The 20,685-nt window shown below is 59.0% G+C and carries 19 protein-coding genes; 11 read left to right on the forward strand and 8 right to left on the reverse strand.

Annotated features, from left to right (window positions below; genetic code table 11):
- Positions 1-18: 18 nt before the first annotated feature.
- From AC1Q6Y_RS14500 to dksA, 4 genes are all read right to left on the reverse strand, one after another.
- A complete protein-coding gene (locus tag AC1Q6Y_RS14500; protein ID WP_167362842.1) occupies positions 19-2,973 on the reverse strand; it encodes a sensor histidine kinase in 2,955 nt (984 codons plus the stop codon).
- On the reverse strand, positions 2,957-3,133 hold the full coding sequence (locus tag AC1Q6Y_RS14505) for a hypothetical protein (RefSeq protein WP_003176118.1): 177 nt from the start codon (positions 3,131-3,133) through the stop codon (positions 2,957-2,959). Before AC1Q6Y_RS14505 ends, AC1Q6Y_RS14500 begins: the two co-directional genes overlap by 17 nt.
- Positions 3,134-3,210: 77 nt before the next feature.
- A complete protein-coding gene (gene gluQRS / locus AC1Q6Y_RS14510; protein WP_492624725.1) occupies positions 3,211-4,107 on the reverse strand; it encodes a tRNA glutamyl-Q(34) synthetase GluQRS in 897 nt (298 codons plus the stop codon).
- Positions 4,108-4,336: 229 nt separating this feature from the next.
- A complete protein-coding gene (gene dksA, locus AC1Q6Y_RS14515; RefSeq protein ID WP_008053890.1) occupies positions 4,337-4,777 on the reverse strand; it encodes an RNA polymerase-binding protein DksA in 441 nt (146 codons plus the stop codon).
- Positions 4,778-5,110: 333 nt separating this feature from the next.
- Here dksA and AC1Q6Y_RS14520 point away from each other — a divergent pair, with 333 nt between their 5' ends.
- The gene (locus tag AC1Q6Y_RS14520) at positions 5,111-6,283 is read left to right on the forward strand and encodes a pyridoxal phosphate-dependent aminotransferase (RefSeq protein ID WP_489339233.1); all 1,173 of its coding nucleotides are present in this window, start codon (positions 5,111-5,113) and stop codon (positions 6,281-6,283) included.
- Positions 6,283-6,996: a DNA/RNA nuclease SfsA gene (sfsA, locus tag AC1Q6Y_RS14525; RefSeq protein ID WP_429522085.1), complete on the forward strand. Its 714-nt coding sequence runs from the start codon at positions 6,283-6,285 to the stop codon at positions 6,994-6,996. Before AC1Q6Y_RS14520 ends, sfsA begins: the two co-directional genes overlap by 1 nt.
- Here sfsA and AC1Q6Y_RS14530 read toward each other — a convergent pair.
- The 4 genes from AC1Q6Y_RS14530 to AC1Q6Y_RS14545 all read right to left on the reverse strand — a co-directional run bounded on the left by AC1Q6Y_RS14530 (position 6,993) and on the right by AC1Q6Y_RS14545 (position 10,306).
- Positions 6,993-7,310, reverse strand: coding sequence for a Rieske (2Fe-2S) protein (locus AC1Q6Y_RS14530; protein WP_057713280.1), 318 nt, complete (start codon positions 7,308-7,310; stop codon positions 6,993-6,995). The two genes, sfsA and AC1Q6Y_RS14530, sit on opposite strands and share 4 nt — an antisense overlap.
- Positions 7,311-7,791: 481 nt before the next feature.
- Positions 7,792-8,064 carry a TfoX/Sxy family protein gene (locus AC1Q6Y_RS14535; protein WP_057713281.1) on the reverse strand — a complete coding sequence of 91 codons (273 nt, stop codon included), beginning with the start codon at positions 8,062-8,064 and terminating at the stop codon, positions 7,792-7,794.
- A 249-nt stretch (positions 8,065-8,313) separates the two neighbouring features.
- Positions 8,314-8,658: a pentapeptide repeat-containing protein gene (locus AC1Q6Y_RS14540; RefSeq protein WP_008053898.1), complete on the reverse strand. Its 345-nt coding sequence runs from the start codon at positions 8,656-8,658 to the stop codon at positions 8,314-8,316.
- Positions 8,659-8,749: 91 nt separating this feature from the next.
- Complete coding sequence (locus AC1Q6Y_RS14545) at positions 8,750-10,306, reverse strand: bifunctional aminoglycoside phosphotransferase/ATP-binding protein (RefSeq protein WP_429522084.1); 1,557 nt, start codon at positions 10,304-10,306, stop codon at positions 8,750-8,752.
- Between the two features lie 116 nt (positions 10,307-10,422).
- On the opposite strand from AC1Q6Y_RS14545, the gene mrcB reads away from it, so the two are divergent.
- The 9 genes from mrcB to msrQ all read left to right on the forward strand — a co-directional run bounded on the left by mrcB (position 10,423) and on the right by msrQ (position 20,284).
- Complete coding sequence (gene mrcB / locus AC1Q6Y_RS14550; protein ID WP_090451424.1) at positions 10,423-12,741, forward strand: penicillin-binding protein 1B; 2,319 nt, start codon at positions 10,423-10,425, stop codon at positions 12,739-12,741.
- Between the two features lie 16 nt (positions 12,742-12,757).
- Positions 12,758-13,495: a tetratricopeptide repeat protein gene (locus AC1Q6Y_RS14555; RefSeq protein ID WP_340314521.1), complete on the forward strand. Its 738-nt coding sequence runs from the start codon at positions 12,758-12,760 to the stop codon at positions 13,493-13,495.
- Positions 13,495-13,830, forward strand: coding sequence for a YqcC family protein (locus AC1Q6Y_RS14560; RefSeq protein ID WP_090451421.1), 336 nt, complete (start codon positions 13,495-13,497; stop codon positions 13,828-13,830). Before AC1Q6Y_RS14555 ends, AC1Q6Y_RS14560 begins: the two co-directional genes overlap by 1 nt.
- A gap of 483 nt (positions 13,831-14,313) precedes the next feature.
- Positions 14,314-16,038, forward strand: a complete 1,725-nt coding sequence (locus AC1Q6Y_RS14565; protein WP_057716561.1) for an acetolactate synthase 3 large subunit — start codon at positions 14,314-14,316, stop codon at positions 16,036-16,038.
- 2 nt (positions 16,039-16,040) lie between these two features.
- The gene (ilvN, locus tag AC1Q6Y_RS14570) at positions 16,041-16,532 is read left to right on the forward strand and encodes an acetolactate synthase small subunit (RefSeq protein ID WP_003205610.1); all 492 of its coding nucleotides are present in this window, start codon (positions 16,041-16,043) and stop codon (positions 16,530-16,532) included.
- Positions 16,533-16,577: 45 nt separating this feature from the next.
- Entirely contained in the window at positions 16,578-17,594 is a 1,017-nt protein-coding gene (gene ilvC, locus AC1Q6Y_RS14575) for a ketol-acid reductoisomerase (RefSeq protein ID WP_003228216.1), read from the forward strand.
- Between the two features lie 143 nt (positions 17,595-17,737).
- Complete coding sequence (gene pssA / locus AC1Q6Y_RS14580) at positions 17,738-18,592, forward strand: CDP-diacylglycerol--serine O-phosphatidyltransferase (RefSeq protein WP_007971084.1); 855 nt, start codon at positions 17,738-17,740, stop codon at positions 18,590-18,592.
- Positions 18,593-18,650: 58 nt separating this feature from the next.
- Positions 18,651-19,664, forward strand: coding sequence for a protein-methionine-sulfoxide reductase catalytic subunit MsrP (msrP, locus tag AC1Q6Y_RS14585; protein WP_492624726.1), 1,014 nt, complete (start codon positions 18,651-18,653; stop codon positions 19,662-19,664).
- Positions 19,664-20,284 (forward strand): protein-methionine-sulfoxide reductase heme-binding subunit MsrQ, encoded by a 621-nt coding sequence (gene msrQ, locus AC1Q6Y_RS14590; RefSeq protein WP_340314514.1) that lies wholly within the window; start codon positions 19,664-19,666, stop codon positions 20,282-20,284. Before msrP ends, msrQ begins: the two co-directional genes overlap by 1 nt.
- The last annotated feature ends 401 nt before the right edge of the window (positions 20,285-20,685 follow it).

Here is a 20,685-nt window from a genome sequence, read left to right on the forward strand (position 1 = left end):
TCGATACTCTCGACGGTCTCAGTTCACAGCGGACGTCGCTTCGACATGACGCGGCAAGGTAACCCTGATTCGGGTACCGCGTTGGCTTTGAACATCAGCCGGGCTGTCGATGGTGATTTGTCCATAATGCTCTTCAACGATGGAATAGACCAGTGCAAGGCCCAGACCGGTGCCTTCGCCAGGGTCCTTGGTGGTGAAGAAAGGTTCGAACAATCGGTCCATGATGCTCGACGGAATACCGCTGCCTTCGTCCTCCACGATCAGATCGACCGTGTGTTCGCCGGCTTCGCTCTTGACCCGTACCGCACTGCCGGGAGGCGAGGCGTCACGGGCGTTTGAAAGCAGGTTGATCAATACCTGGGCCAACCGTTGCGGGTCGCCTTCGACCCAGTGTTCGGGGTCGCACAGGTTGTAGAACTGCACTTCGAAATTGCGTCGGTTCAGGGCCAGCAGGCCGATGGCATCCTGAGCCACTTCGGCCAGACAGACGGGCTCGTCGTTGTGCTGATGGCTGCCGGCATGGGCAAAGCTCATCAGCGACTGGACGATGCGCGACACGCGTTTGGTCTGCTCGAGGATCTGGCCGCTGATTTCCTTCAGCTCGCCGTCTTCTTCACGTTCTTCGCGCAGGTTTTGCGCCAGGCACGCGATACCGGTGATCGGGTTGCCGATTTCATGGGCCACGCCGGCCGCCAGTCGACCGATGCTGGCCAGGCGCTCGGAGTGCACCAGTTTGTCCTCGAGCATCTGGGTTTCGGTCAAGTCTTCCACCAGCAACACCAGGCCACTGTTGCCCGGTGCGAGGGGTTCGTCGATCGCCGCTTTGTGCAGGTTCAACCAGCGTGTCTGGCCGTCGAGGGCCAGGTGCTGTTTGTGCAAGTGCTCGTCCGGCAGATTGATGAAGCCTTGCAGCAGGTCTTTCCATGGGTCGGCAATGGTACTCAGGCGCGAACCGACCACGCGCTGCGCGGCGATGCCGGTGAGTTCCTCCATGGCCTTGTTCCACATGAGGATCTCCTGATCCTTGGCCAGTGAGCAAACGCCCATCGGCAATTCCTGAAGGGTCTGGCGGTGATAGCGGCGCAAGGCATCGAGCTCGGCGGCCAGGCCGGTCAGGCGTGAGTGGTAATCCTCGAGGCGGCTTTCGATGAAGTGAATGTCTTCGGTGACGTAGTTTTCGCCGCCAGCCTTGTACGGCAGGAACGTCTCGACCATGTCCTGGGCCACGCTCGGGCCCATCAGGCCGGAGAGATTGGCTTCGATGCGGTCGCGCAAGCGACGCAGGGCATAGGGGCGGCGCTCGTCGAAAGGCAGATAGAGGTCGCGCAGTGCCTGTTCCACTTCTTTCTGCGCCGCTTTTGCACCCAGTGGCTTGGCCAGTTGCGTGGCGAACTCCTGGGGCGAGGCGGCGTGCAGTTCCCGACGTTGCGGGCGGCGAACGTTATCCACAGCGCAGGCTTCGGCAGCGCTGGCCTCTTCGGTGCTGGCGTTGGTGAACAGCGAGATCAGCGTGAACATCAGTACGTTGGCCGCCAGCGAGGCAATTGCCGCCATGTGCCAGCTGGTGTCGTCCAGCACGTAGATCATGTTCAGTAGTGGGATGTAGAAGCCTTGCAGGTTGCCAACCAGCGGTAACAGCATGGTCACCAGCCACACCAGGATCCCCGCCAGCAAGCCGGCGATGAAGCCGCGACGGTTGGCGGTCGGCCAATACAGGACCGAGAGCACGCCCGGCAGGAACTGCAACGTGGCGACGAAAGCGACAATGCCGAGGTTGGCCAGGTCCTGCTCGGCTCCGAGCATCAGGTAGAAGCCGTAGCCGGCCATGATGATCGCGACGATCAGCGCCCGGCGAGTCCACTTCAGCCAGCGGTAGATGTTGCCTTCGGCCGGTGGTTGATACAGCGGCAGGACCAGGTGGTTCAAGGCCATCCCGGACAGTGCTAGCGTGGTGACGATGATCAGGCCACTGGCGGCGGACAGCCCGCCGACATAGGCCAGCAACGCCAAAGCCTTGCTGTTGGCGGCGATGCCGATTCCCAGGGTGAAGTATTCCGGGTTGGTGGTGGCGCCCAGTTTCAGGCCGGCCCAGAGAATCAGCGGCACCGCCAGGCTCATCAGCAACAGGAACAGCGGCAGGCCCCAGCTCGCACTGACCAGCGAACGCGGGTTGAGGTTCTCGGTAAAGGTCATGTGATACATGTGCGGCATCACGATCGCCGAGGCGAAGAACACCAGCAGCAGCGTACGCCACGGGCCTTCCTGCAACGGTGTGTGCAGGGCGGCGAGCGCGGTCTGGTTTTGCAGCAGCCACAGTTCAAGCTGTTGCGGGCCGTCGAACACGCCGTAAAGCGCATACAGCCCGACACCGCCGAGGGCGATCAGCTTGATCACCGACTCGAAGGCAATCGCGAACACCAGGCCTTCATGCTTTTCGCGGGTGGCGATGTGACGGGAACCGAAGAAAATCGTGAACAGCGTAATCAGTGCGCAGAAGCTCAGGGCCACGCGATGCTGTACCGGCTCTCGGGTGAGGATGCTGATGGAGTCGGCGACCGCCTGAATTTGCAAGGCCAGCAGCGGCAGTACGCCGACCAGCATGAAAATCGTGGTCAGCGCACCGGCCCAGGTACTGCGGAAGCGGAAGGCAAACAGGTCCGCCAGCGACGACAGTTGATAGGTGCGGGTGATCTTCAGGATCGGGTAGAGCAGCACTGGCGCCAGCAGGAATGCCCCGGAAACGCCTAGGTAGCTGGACAGAAAACCGTAGCCGTATTGATAGGCCAGGCCCACGGTGCCGTAAAACGCCCAGGCACTGGCGTAGACGCCCAGTGACAGGGTGTAGGTCAGCGGGTGGCGAATGATCGCCCGGGGAATCATGCCCCGTTCGCTGATCCAGGCCACACCGAACAGCACCGCCAGGTATGCGGCGCTGATCAGGATCATCTGGGTCAGACTAAAGCTCATCGGCATCTTTTTGGCTCTGCAGGATGAAGGTCACGACGATCAGAATCAGCCAGAGCAGATAAGGGCGATACCAGGCGCCAGTGGCGTCGATCCACCAATCCATGATGGCCGGGGAAAACAGGTAAATCCCCACTACCAAAAGCAGGACCAAGCGATAGATGTACATCCCGGCCTCTCTTTTTTATGCGCGTGCCCGAAAACGTGCGGCGATGGTAACGGATGGGTGCGCCACTGCAAGTGCGATCACAATAGCTGTGCCTCGGGCAGGCTCAGTGTGCGCGGGATCAGCGAGGCATCCCAGTGGGCAATGCCCCAATTGAGCACTTCCCGTGGCGTGGCGTACGTCAGTTCGGTTCCCGGGTCCTGTCCTAGCGCCCGTAGCGCCCGCAGCAGCAGTGGCGTTGCCTGATCCTCGGTCAACGGCGGCGAGCGGTAGGATTTACCGAGTTTGTTGCCATCAGGCTGGGTAATCAGCGGGATATGCAGATAACGCGGTTGAGGCAGGCCGAGCAGTTCTTGCAGGTAGAGCTGGCGAGGCGTGGAGTCCAGCAAGTCGGCACCGCGAACGATATCGGTGATGCCCTGCCAGGCGTCGTCCAGGACCACCGCCAATTGATAAGCGTAGAGCCCGTCGCGGCGGCGGATCACGAAATCGCCGACTTCCCGCCCCAGATGCTGTCGGTATTGGTCCTGCACCCGGTCAATGAAATGGTATTCCAGTTCCGGTACGCGCAGGCGGATGGCCGCATCGTCAGTGCCATGGCCAGCATTGCGGCACAAGCCCGGATAAACCCCGTGATACGGCTCCAGCTGTTTGCGCGAGCAGGTGCAGGCGTAGGCCAGGCCTTGATTGAACAGGCGATTGAGCACCTCGGCGTAGGCATCGTGCCGCTCGCTTTGGCGAACCAGGCCGCCATCCCACTCAAAGCCATAGCTTTCCAGTGCCTTGAGAATGGCCGCCTGGGCGCCGGGTACTTCACGGGGCGGATCAAGGTCTTCCATGCGCATCAGCCAGCGTCCGCCCACCGAGCGCGCGTCAAGGTAGGAGGCCAGCGCGGCGACCAGTGAACCAAAATGCAGGTGGCCGCTGGGCGTCGGAGCGAAACGCCCGATGTAGGTGGGGGAGGTGGTGGCGGTCATCAGGGCAAGGCTACTTATTCCAGGCTGTCGTCAGATTCCTGTAGGAGCGAACTTGCTCGCGATTGCCGTCAACGATAACGCTGGGAGCCTGGTACCCCGCGGCGTTCTCAGGTTCATCGCGAGCAAGCTCGCTCCTACAGTGATGGCGATTTTAATCGCAACGGGCATCAGCGAATTTTGGAAACAAAAACGGAGCGTTCGCACGCTCCGTTCTTCGTTCAAGTCGCAATTATTTGCCGACTTGCTTTTCCTTGATTTCCGCCAGGGTCTTGCAGTCGATGCACAGGTCGGCGGTAGGGCGCGCCTCGAGGCGCTTGACGCCAATCTCGATGCCGCAGGACTCACACCAGCCGTACTCTTCGTCTTCGATCAACTGAAGCGTCTTGTCGATCTTCTTGATCAACTTGCGTTCACGATCGCGGGCACGCAGTTCGAGGGCGAATTCCTCTTCCTGGCTGGCACGGTCTGCCGGATCAGGGAAGTTGGCCGCTTCGTCCTTCATGTGGTCCACGGTCTTGTCGACACCTTCCATCAGCTCTTTTTTCCACTGATTCAGGACCTTGGTGAAGTGCTTGCGCATGGGCTCGCCCATGTACTCTTCGCCGGTTTTCTGAACATAGGGCTCGAAGCCGCTGATCGTCTGGTTTTGCTGCTTTGCTTGGGTGGACATGAAATAGACCGCCTCTACTCTTGTAATCCATCTGCGCAGGATTGCTCCATCACCGACACCTGCCGGCCCTGCGGCTGCAAGCGGGCGAACTTACCAGATCAACTCGGGCCGCGCTACTCCCGGATGTCGAGCTCGCGGCACAGGGTGCTTGCAAATGATGACAAACCGTTGTCTGGTGGCTCTGGAACCCTGCTCAATTATTGATTTTAGTCAAACCTTGCGCGCGCGCCTGAGTCGTTTGTGATCGGCCTTACAAGGCCTCTGACCGCTTTAGGTTCTCGCTCGTTCCTGCGCTTGGGTAGAATCGGTTTTTTTTCCGTTGAAGGAAGGCCAATGGCTCAGCCCTACAGTGCCCGCAGTCGCGCGATCGAACCTTTCCATGTCATGGCGCTGCTGGCGCGGGCCAATGAATTGCAGGCCGCCGGCCACGATGTGATCCACCTGGAAATCGGCGAGCCGGACTTCACCACCGCCGAACCGATCATCCGGGCCGGCCAGGCTGCGCTGACAGCGGGAAAGACCCGTTACACCGCCGCACGCGGCATTCCAGAGCTGCGCGAGGCCATTTCGGGCTTCTATCAGCAGCGTTATGGTTTGAACATCGATCCGCGGCGCATCCTCATCACGCCTGGCGGGTCCGGCGCGTTGCTGCTGGCCAGCGCTTTGCTGGTCGACCCCGGTAAACACTGGTTGCTGGCGGATCCGGGCTACCCGTGTAACCGGCATTTCCTGCGGCTGGTCGAAGGCGCGGCACAACTGGTGCCGGTCGGTCCGGAGGTGCGCTATCAATTGACGCCGGACCTGATCGAGCGTCATTGGGACCACGACAGCGTCGGCGCATTGGTGGCGTCGCCAGCCAATCCAACCGGCACGATCCTGACCCGCGACGAGCTGGCGAAGCTGTCTGTCGCGATCAAGGAGCGCCACGGTCATCTGGTGGTCGACGAGATTTATCACGGCCTGACCTACGGCACCGATGCGGCCAGCGTGCTGGAAGTCGACGACAGTGCATTCGTTCTGAACAGCTTTTCGAAGTACTTCGGGATGACCGGATGGCGGCTCGGCTGGCTGGTGGCTCCCGACGCGGCCGTCGGTGAGCTGGAAAAGCTCGCCCAGAACCTCTACATCAGTGCTCCAAGCATGGCGCAGCACGCTGCGCTGGCCTGTTTCGAGCCGGCAACCATCAGCATTCTCGAAGAGCGTCGCGCCGAATTTGGCCGGCGTCGGGATTACCTGCTGCCGGCCTTGCGTGAACTGGGCTTCGGCATTGCGGTGGAACCGGAGGGTGCTTTCTATTTGTACGCCGATATCAGCAAGTTCGGCGGCGATGCCTTCGCGTTCTGCAAACACTTTCTCGAAACCGAGCACGTGGCATTCACCCCGGGGCTGGATTTCGGGCGTTATCAGGCCGGGCATCATGTGCGGTTCGCCTATACGCAAAATCTCGAGCGTTTGCAGGAGGCGGTCGAGCGCATTGCCCGTGGGTTGCGGAGCTGGCAAGGCTGATGCGTTTTAATCCTCCCCTCGAAGAAGGGCGCCTGATCCGACGTTACAAGCGATTTCTCGCCGATATCGAAACCGTTGGCGGCGAATTGCTCACCATTCACTGCCCGAACACTGGCTCGATGCTCAATTGTCAGGTCGAAGGCGGGCAGGTCTGGTTCAGTCGCTCCAACGACCCGAAACGCAAGTTGCCTGGCACCTGGGAGGTCGGTGAAACCCCGCAAGGGCGGCTGTTTTGCGTGAATACCGCCCGAGCCAATGGTTTGATCGAAGAAGCGCTACGGGCGGGTGTCATCACCGAGCTGAACGGTTTTACCGGGCTCAAGCGTGAAGTGGCCTATGGTCAGGAAAACAGTCGTATCGATTTCCGCCTTGATTACCCCGAAGGGCCGGCCTACGTCGAAGTCAAAAGCGTGACCCTGGGCTTCGACGGTACGGCGGTGGCGGCGTTTCCCGATGCGGTCACCCAGCGTGGCGCCAAGCACTTGCGGGAGCTGGCCCACCTGGCGAGGGACGGTATTCGCGCGGTGCAGTTGTACTGTGTTTGCCTGACCGACATCGAGGCTGTGCGCCCGGCGCAGGAAATCGATGCCGCTTATGCGCAAGCCTTGCGTGAGGCTATTGCCTGTGGTGTCGAGGTGTTGGCTTACGGTGTGCGGTTGAGCCACGAAGAAATGTTGGTCGACCGGCGTCTGGACGTGTTGCCGGGTGGTTAAAGGCTGATCCAGATCCCCTGTTCATCCTCGCGGCAAGCCACGCCGGTCAAGGCTTGCCCCGCGCAAGGGCCGGCGACGCATTCACCGTCTTCGATCAGGAACAGTGCGCCATGGGTGGCGCACTGGATCAGGCTGTTGCTGGGGTCGAGAAACTGGTCGGGATGCCACTCCAGGGCGACGCCCCGGTGCGGGCAGCGATTGATGTAGACGTAAACCTGTCCGCTGCGGCGCACTGCAAAAAACTTTTGGTCATCGATGTCGAACCCGCGGCTGCTGTCATTGACCAACTCGGCGCCTGCGCAAAGCAACTTCATGTCTATCCTCGGTCCCGCAACTCGTGACGGGATATGTCCGAGCTGGGCGGTTAAATGCTATCAAATGGCGGTCTTGCCCGCTGGGGACAAGTGCCTGTCGTCGAGGATACTTGGCCTGATCATTCGATGCCCGGGAAACCTTCAAAGAAAGCTGTTTATGCGCCTGACCACCCGCGTCGTCGTGATCTGCATGGAGCATCCATCGCGGCATCCTGTCAGTACTTTTCCACAGGCAAAAAAAGACCCGGCAAGAGCCGGGTCAAATAACCGTGATTAGCCTGATGAGGAGATAATCCGAGAGTCCGAACCAAGGGCTTTTCAGAATATCGACCAGTCTCGCGACCAGTTGTGATAATAATATCGATTCTCATTACCAAGTCAACCGCTGTTTTTCGATTTCCTTGCGATTTGCCGGATTTGTGTCTGCAGGCCCCGCAATCATTGGGTTCCAGGTTGCAAAACTTCAGAAATAGTTGTCGGATCAATTCTTGTTGCGTGTAGAGATGGCTTCCAGTTGTTTGTTCAGGGCTTCCTTGCGCTCGGCAGGAATGTCATTCCAGTGAACGTCCATCAGGGCGCCTTCAATTGCGTACAACAACACCTTGGACGCCCGAAAACCGCGCGTGCGCACGGCCCGATAAGCATCCACCGCCCCGAGGCGACGCAAGTCCGAAGCGCTATGGATGCCCACGGCATGCAGCCATTGCGCTGACGTCTTGCCAAGATTCTTCAGGTGTTGCAGTTCATCATTCATCAAGCCTCCTTGCGATGGCCGAATGGAGAGCGTGGGCAATCTTCTGAGGAGTGTAGCCATCAGTAGGAAAAGCGTGATTGTTTGCTCGTTTACGACGCAAATGCTTCTAAGAAACGAGCATTGGCAGTGCATGAACAAGTCTATGAGCGCAGTGGAGAGAGAGGCGGGGAAGAATCTGGAAACAAAGGGCGAACATCCCCACCGTCCAGCGCAACGAGAGGTGCCGGACGTGTCAGTCAGCGACGATGATCAGCGGGTGCGATAGCGCAATCGCGTGCCGAAGTTCATCGACATCAGGATTTCGTCGGCACTGAGTTCCACTGGAAAGTACGTACCGGAGATCTGCGCGTGGGCCAGGCTCGCGCCTTCCAGGTTCGCTTTGCGAAAATCGATGCCACGCAAGTCGGCGGAACGGAAGTAGGCGTCGCTGAAATCCACGCCGTCGGCATTCAGTTCGCGCAGGTCCAGCCCCCGGAAATCTCCACCCACCATGTCGATGGGGCCATCCTTGGGGCGTTCACTGTTGAAGCCTTTGATGTCGTCTTTGTGCAGCAGGGCATATAGCGGTGTGTCGAGAAGTTTCGGCTGGCTCATGTCGCATCACCTGATGTTTTTATGACGCCAGTATAGTGCCACTATTTGACAGTCGTGAAGCCAGCGAGGGCCTCACGACTGAAATAGTTTCTTACAGCCCTGGCAGGCGCTGGCGAATTTGCTCCACAACGGTATCGAGCGTCCCGCTTTCATTGGTCTGGACGCGTTTGCTGCAGAGGATTTCCGCGGGTGTCAGCGCTTCACGGCTGTCTTGCTGGGCGGCGATAACAGCCAAGGTGGCGTCGGACGGGTCTTTCTTGTCTGCCTGGCGCATGGCCAGCCAGCTTTCGATCACGGCCTGTGGCGCATTGCAGTCGAGGATCAGGAAGGGTGCACCCGTGGCCTCGGCCACCTTCGCTGCACTGTCACGCTGATCACGCTTGAGGTAAGTGGCGTCGACCACCACCGGGAAACCCGCACGCAGAATGACGTCGGCGATTTCGTGGAGGCGGGCATAGGTCGCCGCGCTGGCGTCGGCGCTATAGATGCCGGCCTGCACGTCATTCTCGACGGTTTGCTCGCCGAACAGGCGCTTGCGCTCGACATCGGAACGCAGGCGAATCGCGCCCAGGGCTTCGACCAGGCGCATGGCGACATGGCTCTTGCCGACAGCGGAAACACCGTGGGTAATGGCCATGAAGCGTGAAGGAATGGTGCTATAGCTTTCGGCCAGGTTGGCGTAGTTGCGGTACTGGCGCAAGGTCGTGGCGCGCTGCACCGCAGTGGCGTCGGCCGGCATGCTGAACAGGGCAACCTTGGCGCGAACCAGTGCGCGGTAGGCTTTATAGAAGTTCAGCAGTTCGAGACCGCGATAGTCGCCGGTCAGCTCCAGGTACTGGCTGATGAAGCGACGCGCCAGGCACTTCAGGCCGCGATCTTCCAGGTCCATCGCCAGGAAACCGGTGTCTGCATAAACGTCGGTAAAGCGAAACGGTTCGTTGAATTCGATGCAGTCGAAGATCACGACCTTGCCGTCGATCACGGTTGCATTGCCCAGATGGATATCACCGTGGCATTCACGAATGAAACCTTCGGCCTTGCGCTGGGCGAGCAGCGGTTTGAGGCGCTCGAAGCTGCTTTCGGCCCAGGCTTGCAGGGCGTCGAGTTGCAACAGGTCGGCTTTGTCGCTGAGGAACGGACGAATCTGTTCGAAGTTCTGCCGCACCGGCGCCATGACGCTGTCCGGGGTGCCGGCTTCGTGCCCGGCCGGCACTTTCGGCGCGCTGAGGTGGAAGCGGGCGATTTGCTCGGCCATCTCGTCGATGTGCGCGGTGGTCAGTTCGCCATTGGCTTGCAGGGTGCTGAGCAAGCCGTTTTGCGGGAACTGACGCATCTTCAGTACATAGTCGATGGCCGGGCCTTCACCGCCCAGTTGCGGAGCCTCGGCGCTGCCGGTGACGGGCAGCACTTCGAGGTACAAATCGTCGGTCAGACGCTGGTTCAGGCGCAGTTCTTCAGCGCAAAAGTGTCCGCGAGCCTCAAGGCTGGTGAAGTCGAGAAAACCGAAATTGACCGGCTTCTTCACTTTATAGGCATAGGGGCCGGTAAGCAGTACCCAGGAAATATGGGTCTCGATGACCTGGAATCCCTCTACTGGATGCGGGTAGAGGGCAGGGTTTTGCAGGGCAGCGATCAGGGACTGGCTCACAGGCGATCCTTCAGAGTCTGGGAAATTCAAGGCCGTCATTATGGCCGCAAGTCCGCTTGACGCAAACCTCGGAGCGCTCCTGTTGAGGATGAATAAAGTGCGTATAATCCGCCGCCATGACTCGTACTCGAACTCCCCGTACCCCGAAAAAACCACCCTCCAGGGGCCTGCGCCCGTGGCTGGGCTGGGCCATTAAACTCAGTCTGGTCGCCCTTGTGGTACTGGCCGGATTCGCCGTTTACCTTGATGCGATCGTCCAGGAGAAGTTTTCCGGCAAGCGCTGGACCATCCCGGCCAAGGTTTACGCGCGCCCGCTCGAGCTGTTCGTCGGACAGAAGCTGAGCCGGGATGATTTCCTGACCGAGCTCGATGCCTTGGGCTATCGCCGTGAAAGCGTGGCCAACGGTCCGGGGGCGGCGTCGGTCAACGGCAATACCGTTGATCTGAATACCCGTGGCTTCCAGTTCTATGAAGGCATGGAGCAGGCGCAACCGGTGCGGGTGCGTTTCTCCGGCGATTACGTGGCCGAGTTGGCGGGGGCAAAAGGCTCGAAGCTGTCGGTGGTGCGCCTGGAGCCGCTGCTGATCGGCGGCCTGTACCCGAAAAACCTCGAAGACCGGATTCTGATCAAGATCGATCAGGTGCCACCGTACCTGCTTGAAACGCTGGTGGCGGTCGAGGATCGCGATTTTTATCATCACTTTGGTGTTTCGCCGAAGTCGATCGCCCGTGCCATCTGGGTCAACGGTTCGTCCGGGCGCATGCGTCAGGGCGGCAGTACCCTGACGCAGCAGTTGGTCAAGAACTTCTACCTGACCAACGAGCGCAGCCTGAGCCGAAAACTCACCGAAGCGATGATGGCGTTGCTGCTTGAACTGCACTACGACAAGCGCGAAATCCTTGAGGCTTACCTCAACGAAGTGTTTGTCGGGCAGGACGGTCAGCGTGCGGTGCACGGTTTCGGTCTGGCCAGCCAGTTCTTCTTCAGCCAGCCGCTGGCCGAGCTCAAGCTGCATCAGGTCGCGCTGCTGGTGGGCATGGTCAAGGGGCCTTCTTCCTATAACCCCCGTCGTAATCCGGAACGTGCCCTCGAGCGGCGGAACCTGGTACTCGATGTGCTGCAAGAGCAGGGCGTCGCGACAGCCGAGCAGGTTGAGGCAGCGAAGAAAATGCCGCTGGGCGTGACCAAGCGCGGCAGTCTGGCGGACAGCTCGTTCCCCGGCTTCCTCGATCTGGTCAAGCGTCAGTTGCGCGAAGACTATCGCGACGAAGACTTGACCGAAGAAGGGCTGCGCATCTTCACCAGTTTCGACCCGATCCTGCAGATGAAGGCTGAGGCCTCGGTCAACGACACCTTCAAGCGTCTGGCAGGACGCAAGGGGTCCGATGACGTCGAAGCGGCAATGGTCGTGACCAACCCGGAGACCGGGGAAGTGCAGGCCATGATCGGCAGCCGCCAGGCCAGTTTTGCCGGGTTCAACCGGGCGCTGGATGCTGTACGGCCGATCGGCTCGCTGATCAAGCCGGCTGTTTATCTGACCGCACTGGAGAAACCGAGCCAGTACACATTGACCAGTTGGCTGTCGGACGAGTCCTTCTCGGTCAAAGGCGCGGATGGTCAGGTCTGGAAGCCGCAGAACTACGATCGCCGTTCTCACGGTACGGTGTTCCTCTATCAAGGCCTGGCGCATTCCTACAACCTGTCGACCGCGCGTCTTGGTTTGGCGGTCGGTGTGCCGAACGTATTGAAGACGGTGGCGCGCCTGGGTGTGACGCGTGAATTCCCGGCCTTCCCGTCGATGTTGCTCGGGGCCGGCGGCATGACGCCAATCGAAGTGGCGACCATGTACCAGACCTTGGCCAACGGCGGCTTCAATACGCCGATGCGCGGGATTCGTAGCGTGCTGACTGCCGAGGGCGAGCCACTCAAGCGTTATCCGTTCCAGATTCAGCAGCGTTTTGATCCGGCCTCCATTTACCTGATCCAGAGCGCCATGCAGCGGGTGATGCGTGAGGGTACCGGCAGCTCGGTTTATAACGCGTTGCCAAGGACCCTGACCCTGGCGGGCAAGACCGGTACCAGTAACGATTCGCGAGACAGTTGGTTTGCCGGTTTCAGCCAGGACTTGCTGGCGGTGGTCTGGCTGGGTCGCGACGACAATGGCAAGACGCCATTCACCGGCGCCACCGGGGCCTTGCAGGTCTGGACCAGCTTTATGCGCAAGGCCGACCCGTTGCCGCTGGACATGCCGCAGCCGGATAATATCGTTCAGGCTTGGGTGGACTCGCGAACCGGGCAAGGTTCTGACGCCGGTTGCCCTGGTGCCGTGCAGATGCCGTATATTCGCGGCAGCGAACCGCCTCCCGGTGCCGCTTGCGGTGGTGAAAACCCTGCCGAGACGGTGATGGACTGGGTCAAGGGCTGGATGAATTAAGCAAAGAGGGTTTCAAGTGAACAAGTGGTTGATTCCAGCGGTTGCCGCCGTAGCTTTGCTCAGCGGTTGCTCTAGCGTACAACGTGGCTCGATTCCGGTTGTGGATTCCGGCACCGCCGTGTCCAACAGTGAGCGGATCTCGGCCAATGGCGGTTTCCGCCAGACGACCGTCAAGCGCCCTGCGCAGGGTCAGTCGCAGACCCAGGCGATTCCGCAAGGTGACAGCGGCGTAGTGGTGATGGTGCCAGGCGCGGCAACGACTTCGACGCCGATCAGCACCACGCCGATTACCCCGGGTCCGATCACGCCGGGGCCGATTGACACGTCGCCGGTCCAATCGGCGCCGATCAATCCGGGCAGCTACAGCATGCCGTCGTCGCCAAGCGGGATTCCATCGGCCAGTTCGGGCGGGCTTTCTGCCGACGAGCAATTGGACGGCCCGGTATTGGCTTTGCTGACCACCGCTCAACAGCAACAGGCGAGCGGTGATCTCAATGGTGCCTCCTCCAGCCTCGAACGCGCCCAGCGCGTTGCTCCGCGTGAGCCGCAGGTGCTTTTCCGTCTGGCCCAGGTACGCATGGCTCAGGGCGATGCGGCCCAAGCCGAGCAGTTCGCTCGCCGTGGACTGACCTTTGCCAATGGCCGTCCAGCCCTTCAGGCCAACTTGTGGGAGCTGATTGCCCAGGCGCGTGAAAAGCAGGGTGACTCCCAGGGCGCGACATTGGCTCGACAGAAGGCCAAGGTAACGCTGTGATGGATGTGCGCTTTCTGAAAATCGCCGATCAACTGTTGTTGATCGAGCGCGAGTTGCGGGTGCAAGGGTGGTGGGATGAAGTCCCGCCCTCTGCCGAAGCGCTTTCTAGTGTCGAGCCGTTTTCGGTCGACACACTGGATTTCGAGCAATGGCTGCAATGGATCTTCCTGCCACGCATGAAGATGATCCTCGAGCAGGATTTGCCGCTACCCAATGCTTCGGGCATTCAGGAAATGGCTGAAATGGTCTTTGCCGGGCGCAATGTCCAGGGTAGGGATCGGCAGTTACAGGTGCTGCTCAAAGAATTCGATCAACTGATCACCGCGTCCCGCTGAGCCAGAAGCTGCCAGTGTCCGCTGGCAGTTGTTCACAATATCTCTCTATTTTGTCGGCCGTTTCAGGGTAAGTGCATTCGCGTGCCAATTTTTTGCCAAAAGTTGCGCAATCAAAGCTAACACGGGGTGGATTTACGGGTTTTTTCTTGCGTTCTCATGTGCTTAGTAGAATAAAGCACATAGACGACTTGACTTGCGAAGGCCGAAACAGAAGAATCCAAAGTCCGCTGTACAGGGACTGCCAGAAGCAGACCCTCTCAGCAGATCATGAGGCGCATATCCGCGTCGACCTGTTACACCCGCAACGCGTTACCTCGCGCTGGGTGGGAAAGCCCCGCAACACTTGGGACGATCCCAATACTTGCTCAGTCAGTGCTGACGTAGTCGGCGACCACCGTCGCTCATGCTCTGCCGAGAAGTAAACCTATTAAGACCCGTCCCATTTTTCGTGGGCGGTATTCTGGCGTTTTAGAGGTGAGCAACGTGGAGCTTTTATCTGGCGGTGAGATGCTCGTCCGCTTCTTGCGTGACGAAGGCGTCAAATATATCTACGGGTACCCGGGTGGTGCTCTTCTTCATGTCTACGATGCCCTGTTCAAAGAACCGGAAGTGACCCACATCCTGGTTCGTCACGAGCAAGCGGCTACCCATATGGCTGACGGCTACGCCCGTGCCACCGGTAAAGCCGGCGTGGTACTGGTGACTTCCGGTCCTGGCGCAACAAACGCCATCACCGGTATCGCCACCGCCTACATGGACTCCATTCCAATGGTGATCATTTCCGGCCAGGTGCCTAGCACCATGGTTGGCACCGATGCGTTCCAGGAAACCGACATGATCGGTATCTCCCGGCCGATCGTGAAGCACAGCTTCATGATCAAGCACGCGTCGGAAATCCCGGAAGTCATGAAGAAGGCGTTCTACCTGGCGCAATCCGGTCGTCCTGGCCCGGTCGTTGTCGATATCCCGAAAGACATGACCAACCCGGCCGAGAAGTTCGAATACGTCTTCCCGAAAAAAGCCAAGCTGCGTTCCTACAGCCCGGCTGTTCGCGGTCACTCCGGTCAAATCCGCAAGGCGGCAGAAATGCTCCTGGCGGCCAAGCGTCCTGTGTTGTACTCGGGCGGCGGCGTGATCCTGGGCGGTGGTTCCGCACCACTGACCGAACTGGCGAAGATGCTCAACCTGCCAGTGACCAATACCCTGATGGGCCTCGGTGGCTACCCTGGCACCGACCGTCAGTTCATCGGCATGCTCGGCATGCACGGCAGCTACACCGCCAACCTGGCGATGCACCATGCTGACGTGATCCTCGCTGTCGGCGCACGTTTCGACGACCGTGTCATCAACGGCGCGTCGAAGTTCTGCCCGAACGCCAAGATCATTCACATCGACATCGACCCGGCTTCGATCTCCAAGACCATCAAGGCCGACGTGCCTATCGTGGGGCCGGTTGAGAGTGTCCTGACCGAAATGGTCGCGATCCTCAAGGAAATCGGCGAGACCCCGAACAAGGAGTCCGTTGCCAGCTGGTGGAAGCAGGTTGACGAGTGGCGCGGTGATCGCGGCCTGTTCCCGTATGACAAGGGCGACGGCAGCAAGATCAAGCCTCAGACCGTGATCGAAACCCTGTGCGAAGTGACCAATGGCGATGCCTTTGTGACCTCCGACGTGGGTCAGCACCAGATGTTTGCTGCGCAGTACTACAAGTTCAACAAGCCGAACCGCTGGATCAACTCCGGTGGCTTGGGCACCATGGGCTTCGGTTTCCCGGCGGCCATGGGCATTCAGTTGAGCTATCCGGATGCCGACGTCGCCTGTGTGACGGGCGAAGGCAGTATCCAGATGAACATCCAGGAACTGTCCACCTGTCTGCAATACGGTTTGCCGGTAAAAATCGTCATTCTGAACAACGGCGTTCTGGGTATGGTTCGTCAGTGGCAGGACATGAGCTATGGCAGCCGTCACTCGCACTCCTACATGGAGTCGTTGCCTGACTTCGTCAAGCTGGCTGAAGCCTATGGTCACGTTGGCGTGCGCATCACTGAATCGAAAGATTTGAAGTCGAAGATGGAAGAAGCGTTCGCCATGAAAGATCGCCTGGTGGTGATCGATATTTCGGTCGATACCAGCGAGCACGTCTACCCGATGCAGATCAAAGACGGCTCCATGCGCGATATGTGGCTGAGCAAGACGGAGCGTACCTAATCATGCGGCACATTATTTCCTTGCTTCTGGAAAACGAACCCGGTGCTCTGTCTCGTGTGGTTGGCCTGTTCTCGCAGCGCAACTACAACATCGAAAGCCTGACTGTGGCACCAACCGAAGACCCGACCCTGTCGCGTCTGACGCTGACCACGGTCGGTCACGATGAAATCATCGAGCAGATCACCAAGAACCTGAACAAGCTGATCGAAGTGGTAAAACTGGTCGACCTGTCGGAGAGTGCTCACATCGAGCGCGAACTGATGCTGGTCAAGGTCAAGGCCACCGGCGCCCAGCGCGCCGAGATCAAGCGCACTACCGATATTTACCGTGGACAGATCGTCGATGTCAGCGCCAGCGTGTATACCGTTCAACTGACCGGTACCAGCGACAAGCTCGACAGCTTCATTCAGTCCATTGGCACCGCCTCGATTCTGGAGACCGTCCGTAGTGGCGTGACCGGCATTGCCCGCGGCGACAAAGTACTCAGCATCTAAACCAAATTAGCGAACGGCCTGAACGGCCTGATATAGGGGAAATTCATGAAAGTTTTCTACGATAAAGACTGCGACCTGTCGATCATCCAGGGCAAGAAAGTTGCCATCATCGGTTACGGTTCCCAGGGCCACGCTCAAGCGTGCAACCTGAAAGACTCCGGCGTTGACGTGACTGTCGGCCTGCGTAAAGGTTCGGCTACCGTTGCCAAGGCTGAAGCCCACGGCCTGAAAGTGACCGACGTTGCTTCTGCTGTTGCAGCTGCCGACCTGGTCATGATCCTGACCCCGGACGAATTCCAGTCCTCCCTGTACAAGAACGAAATCGAGCCGAACATCAAGAAAGGCGCCACCCTGGCCTTCTCCCACGGCTTCGCGATCCACTACAACCAGGTTGTGCCGCGCGCTGACCTCGACGTGATCATGATCGCGCCGAAGGCTCCAGGCCACACCGTACGTTCCGAGTTCGTGAAGGGCGGCGGTATCCCTGACCTGATCGCTATCTACCAGGACGCCTCGGGCAACGCCAAGAACGTCGCCCTGTCCTACGCTGCCGGCGTTGGCGGCGGTCGTACCGGCATCATCGAAACCACCTTCAAGGACGAGACTGAAACCGATCTGTTCGGTGAACAAGCCGTTCTGTGCGGCGGTACCGTTGAGCTGGTCAAGGCCGGTTTCGAAACCCTGGTTGAAGCTGGCTACGCGCCGGAAATGGCCTACTTCGAGTGCCTGCACGAACTGAAGCTGATCGTTGACCTCATGTACGAAGGCGGTATCGCCAACATGAACTACTCGATCTCCAACAACGCCGAATACGGCGAGTACGTGACCGGCCCTGAAGTCATCAACGCCGAATCCCGTCAGGCCATGCGCAACGCCCTGAAACGTATTCAGGACGGCGAATACGCCAAGATGTTCATCAGCGAAGGCGCTACCGGCTATCCTTCGATGACCGCCAAGCGTCGTAACAACGCCGCTCACGGTATCGAAATCATCGGCGAGCAACTGCGCTCCATGATGCCGTGGATCGGTGCCAACAAGATCGTCGACAAAGCTAAAAACTAAGTCACGCGCTTGTACGAAAAACGCGGCTTAGGCCGCGTTTTTTCGTTTGGGGGGCCGGTTCTGGTATAAAGCTGCATCGTTTGCGGCCGAACCGTCGTCCCAGACACCTGTCCAAACTTTCCACCCGTTGCAAGGTAATGTCCATGAGCGAACGCCCCGAAGAGCCAAACCAGGCTTCTGACGCCGAAAGCCTGCTGCCCATCGATGAACATGTCGAGGAAGGGCATGACGCCGAAGGTCGTAAAGTCCGGCATCGTGGTATCTATCTTCTGCCGAATCTGTTCACCACTGCGAATCTGTTCGCAGGGTTCTATTCCATCATCAACTCAATGAGCGCCCAGGCGGCCTTGAGTGCCGGTGACTCGGCCAATGCGAGCAAATATTTCGCGTTCGCGGCCATCGCGATCTTCGTCGCAATGGTGCTCGATGGTCTTGATGGGCGCGTGGCCCGCATGACCAATACCCAGAGCGCCTTCGGTGCCGAGTACGACTCGCTGTCGGACATGGTTGCCTTTGGTGTTGCCCCGGCATTGCTGGCCTTCGGTTGGGCCTTGGGTGACATGGGCAAGGTTGGCTGGATGGTCGCCTTCATCTATGTGGCGGGCGCGGCCTTGCGCCTTGCGCGCTTCAACACCCAGGTCGGTACGGCGGACAAGCGCTACTTCATCGGTCTGGCCAGTCCTGCCGCTGCGGGTGTGGTTGCAGGTATCGTCTGGGCGTTCAGTGACTACGGCATTCAGGGTTCCAAGATGTCCTTCCTGGTTGCGCTGATGGTTGCGGCGGCCGGCATGCTGATGGTCAGCAACATCAAGTACAACAGCTTCAAGGAACTGGACCTGAAGGGGCGAGTGCCTTTCGTGGCGATTCTCGCCGTGGTGCTGGTGTTCGCAGTGGTGTTCAGTGACCCTCCGCGTATCCTGCTGCTGGTGTTTCTCGCCTATGCAGCCTCCGGCCCGGTTCAATATCTGTTACGTCTTCGCCGTAACAAGAGCGCGTAATTTCCCTCATACTCCGCAGTCTATGGGTGCATCTGTCCTCCAAAGCTGCGGAGTAACCATGCTGATCAAAGTCCCCAGAACGTCCGACTGCCACGAGTCGGACGTTACGCCTGAATCTCTCTATCTTTCTCGACGCAAAGTGCTCGGCGCCACGGTTGCGGGCTTCGCTCTGGGCAGCCTGCCGCAATGGGCCAGCGCTGGCGATGCTGTGCGCTATCCGGATGTCGAGCCCGGCAAGGCGCCTTCCTGGTTCAGCGAAAAACTTCCGGCTACCCAGTGGGGAGCGATCAGCGTCAAGGATGAGGCGATCACGCCGTTCAAGGATGCGACCCACTACAACAACTTCTACGAGTTCGGCACAGACAAAGGTGATCCGGCCGCCAATGCCGGCACGCTGAAGACGGAACCGTGGTCGGTAGTGGTGGACGGGGAGGTGGGCAAGCCTGGGCGGTATGCGCTGGAGGACCTCATGAAGCCGTATCGGTTGGAGGAGCGAATCTACCGGCTGCGTTGCGTGGAAGCCTGGTCGATGGTCATTCCCTGGATCGGTTTTCCGCTCTCGGCCTTGCTCAAGGAAGTCGAGCCGACCTCGAAAGCCAGATTCATCCGCTTCGAAACCTTGCAGGATCCCAAAAGCATGCCGGGGCAGCGCTCCGGTTTTGCCTTGATCGACTGGCCCTATGTGGAAGGGTTGCGACTGGATGAGGCCATGAATCCGTTGGCGATTCTCGCAGTGGGGATGTACGGGCGTGAATTGCCTAATCAAAACGGCGCGCCGTTGCGTTTGGTGGTGCCTTGGAAATATGGCTTCAAGAGCATCAAGTCAATCGTGCGCATCAGTCTGGTCAGCGAGCAGCCGAAAACCACCTGGCAGAGTATTGCTGCGGATGAATATGGCTTTTATGCGAATGTGAATCCCACCGTTGATCATCCTCGCTGGACTCAGGCGCGTGAACGCCGCCTGCCCAGTGGCTTGTTCAAGCCCAATGTGCGCGACACGCAAATGTTCAACGGCTATTCAGGGGAAGTCTCCTCTCTATATACGGGGCTCGACCTGAGGAAGAATTACTGATGCGCTATCCGTTTTGGCGTATCGGTGTCTTTGTCGTGGTGCTGGTGTGGCCGCTGCTGTGGCTGTACCAGGCCTGGGAGGATGTCCTCGGGCCGGATCCGGGCAAGGTGCTGGTCGATCGATTGGGTTTGGGGGCGCTTGTTCTGCTGCTCGTAATCCTGAGCTTGACGCCTTTGCAGAAACTCACCGGTTGGGCGGGGTGGAATGCCGTGCGGCGACAGTTGGGGTTGTGGTGCTTTGCCTATGTGCTGCTCCACCTCAGTAGTTATTGCGCATTCATACTTGGTTTTGACTGGTCACAGCTGGGAGTCGAGTTGCGCAAGCGGCCTTACATTATTGTCGGGGCGTTGGGTTTTCTTGGTTTGCTGGCATTGGCGGTGACTTCCAATCGATACAGTCAGCGACGATTGGGTGCCCGCTGGAAGAAGTTGCATCGCCTGGCTTATGTCATTCTCGGGCTTGGATTGCTGCATATGCTCTGGATTGTGCGCGCCGACCTGAAAGAGTGGGTGATCTATGCATCTATAGGTGCGTTGCTGTTAATGCTGCGGCTACCGCCTGTGGCTCGTCGAATCCCGCGTCTAATGGCTAAAAAGGCCTCTTCTGCCAAAAAGGCGTAAATAGTGGTTGACGGCAGATTCCAGGTGTCTATAATTCGCCCCACTTCCGGCGCAGTCGAAACGGAAAACTCCTTGGTAAACAAAGAGTTACGCAGTTTTCGGCAGCAGGTTGCTTCAGTTCATCGAAGCACAAAGGGAGTTGAAAAAGAGGTGTTGACAGCAGCGTGTAACGCTGTAGAATTCGCCTCCCGCTGATGAGAGATCTGAGGCGCAAGTGGTTGAAGTTACAAAGGAAACTTTGAAAACTTCTGAAAATAATCACTTGACAGCAAATGAGGCTGCTGTAGAATGCGCGCCTCGGTTGAGACGAAAGATCTTAACCAACCGCTCTTTAACAACTGAATCAAGCAATTCGTGTGGGTGCTTGTGGAGTCAGACTGCTAGTCAACAGATTATCAGCA

The sequence above is a fragment of the Pseudomonas sp. GW823-FHT06E10 genome (assembly GCF_058794995.1).

What these genes read in the sequence shown, in the direction of transcription:
- gluQRS (WP_492624725.1), bottom strand. Translation starts at nt 4,107, where the DNA reads ATGACCGCCACCACCTCCCCCACCTACATCGGGCGTTTCGCTCCGACG.
- msrQ (WP_340314514.1), top strand. Translation starts at nt 19,664, where the DNA reads ATGCGCTATCCGTTTTGGCGTATCGGTGTCTTTGTCGTGGTGCTGGTG.
- AC1Q6Y_RS14500 (WP_167362842.1), bottom strand. Translation starts at nt 2,973, where the DNA reads ATGCCGATGAGCTTTAGTCTGACCCAGATGATCCTGATCAGCGCCGCA.
- mrcB (WP_090451424.1), top strand. Translation starts at nt 10,423, where the DNA reads ATGACTCGTACTCGAACTCCCCGTACCCCGAAAAAACCACCCTCCAGG.
- pssA (WP_007971084.1), top strand. Translation starts at nt 17,738, where the DNA reads ATGAGCGAACGCCCCGAAGAGCCAAACCAGGCTTCTGACGCCGAAAGC.
- sfsA (WP_429522085.1), top strand. Translation starts at nt 6,283, where the DNA reads ATGCGTTTTAATCCTCCCCTCGAAGAAGGGCGCCTGATCCGACGTTAC.
- ilvC (WP_003228216.1), top strand. Translation starts at nt 16,578, where the DNA reads ATGAAAGTTTTCTACGATAAAGACTGCGACCTGTCGATCATCCAGGGC.
- ilvN (WP_003205610.1), top strand. Translation starts at nt 16,041, where the DNA reads ATGCGGCACATTATTTCCTTGCTTCTGGAAAACGAACCCGGTGCTCTG.
- AC1Q6Y_RS14535 (WP_057713281.1), bottom strand. Translation starts at nt 8,064, where the DNA reads ATGAATGATGAACTGCAACACCTGAAGAATCTTGGCAAGACGTCAGCG.
- msrP (WP_492624726.1), top strand. Translation starts at nt 18,651, where the DNA reads ATGCTGATCAAAGTCCCCAGAACGTCCGACTGCCACGAGTCGGACGTT.
- dksA (WP_008053890.1), bottom strand. Translation starts at nt 4,777, where the DNA reads ATGTCCACCCAAGCAAAGCAGCAAAACCAGACGATCAGCGGCTTCGAG.
- AC1Q6Y_RS14520 (WP_489339233.1), top strand. Translation starts at nt 5,111, where the DNA reads ATGGCTCAGCCCTACAGTGCCCGCAGTCGCGCGATCGAACCTTTCCAT.
- AC1Q6Y_RS14540 (WP_008053898.1), bottom strand. Translation starts at nt 8,658, where the DNA reads ATGAGCCAGCCGAAACTTCTCGACACACCGCTATATGCCCTGCTGCAC.
- AC1Q6Y_RS14530 (WP_057713280.1), bottom strand. Translation starts at nt 7,310, where the DNA reads ATGAAGTTGCTTTGCGCAGGCGCCGAGTTGGTCAATGACAGCAGCCGC.
- AC1Q6Y_RS14560 (WP_090451421.1), top strand. Translation starts at nt 13,495, where the DNA reads ATGGATGTGCGCTTTCTGAAAATCGCCGATCAACTGTTGTTGATCGAG.
- AC1Q6Y_RS14505 (WP_003176118.1), bottom strand. Translation starts at nt 3,133, where the DNA reads ATGTACATCTATCGCTTGGTCCTGCTTTTGGTAGTGGGGATTTACCTG.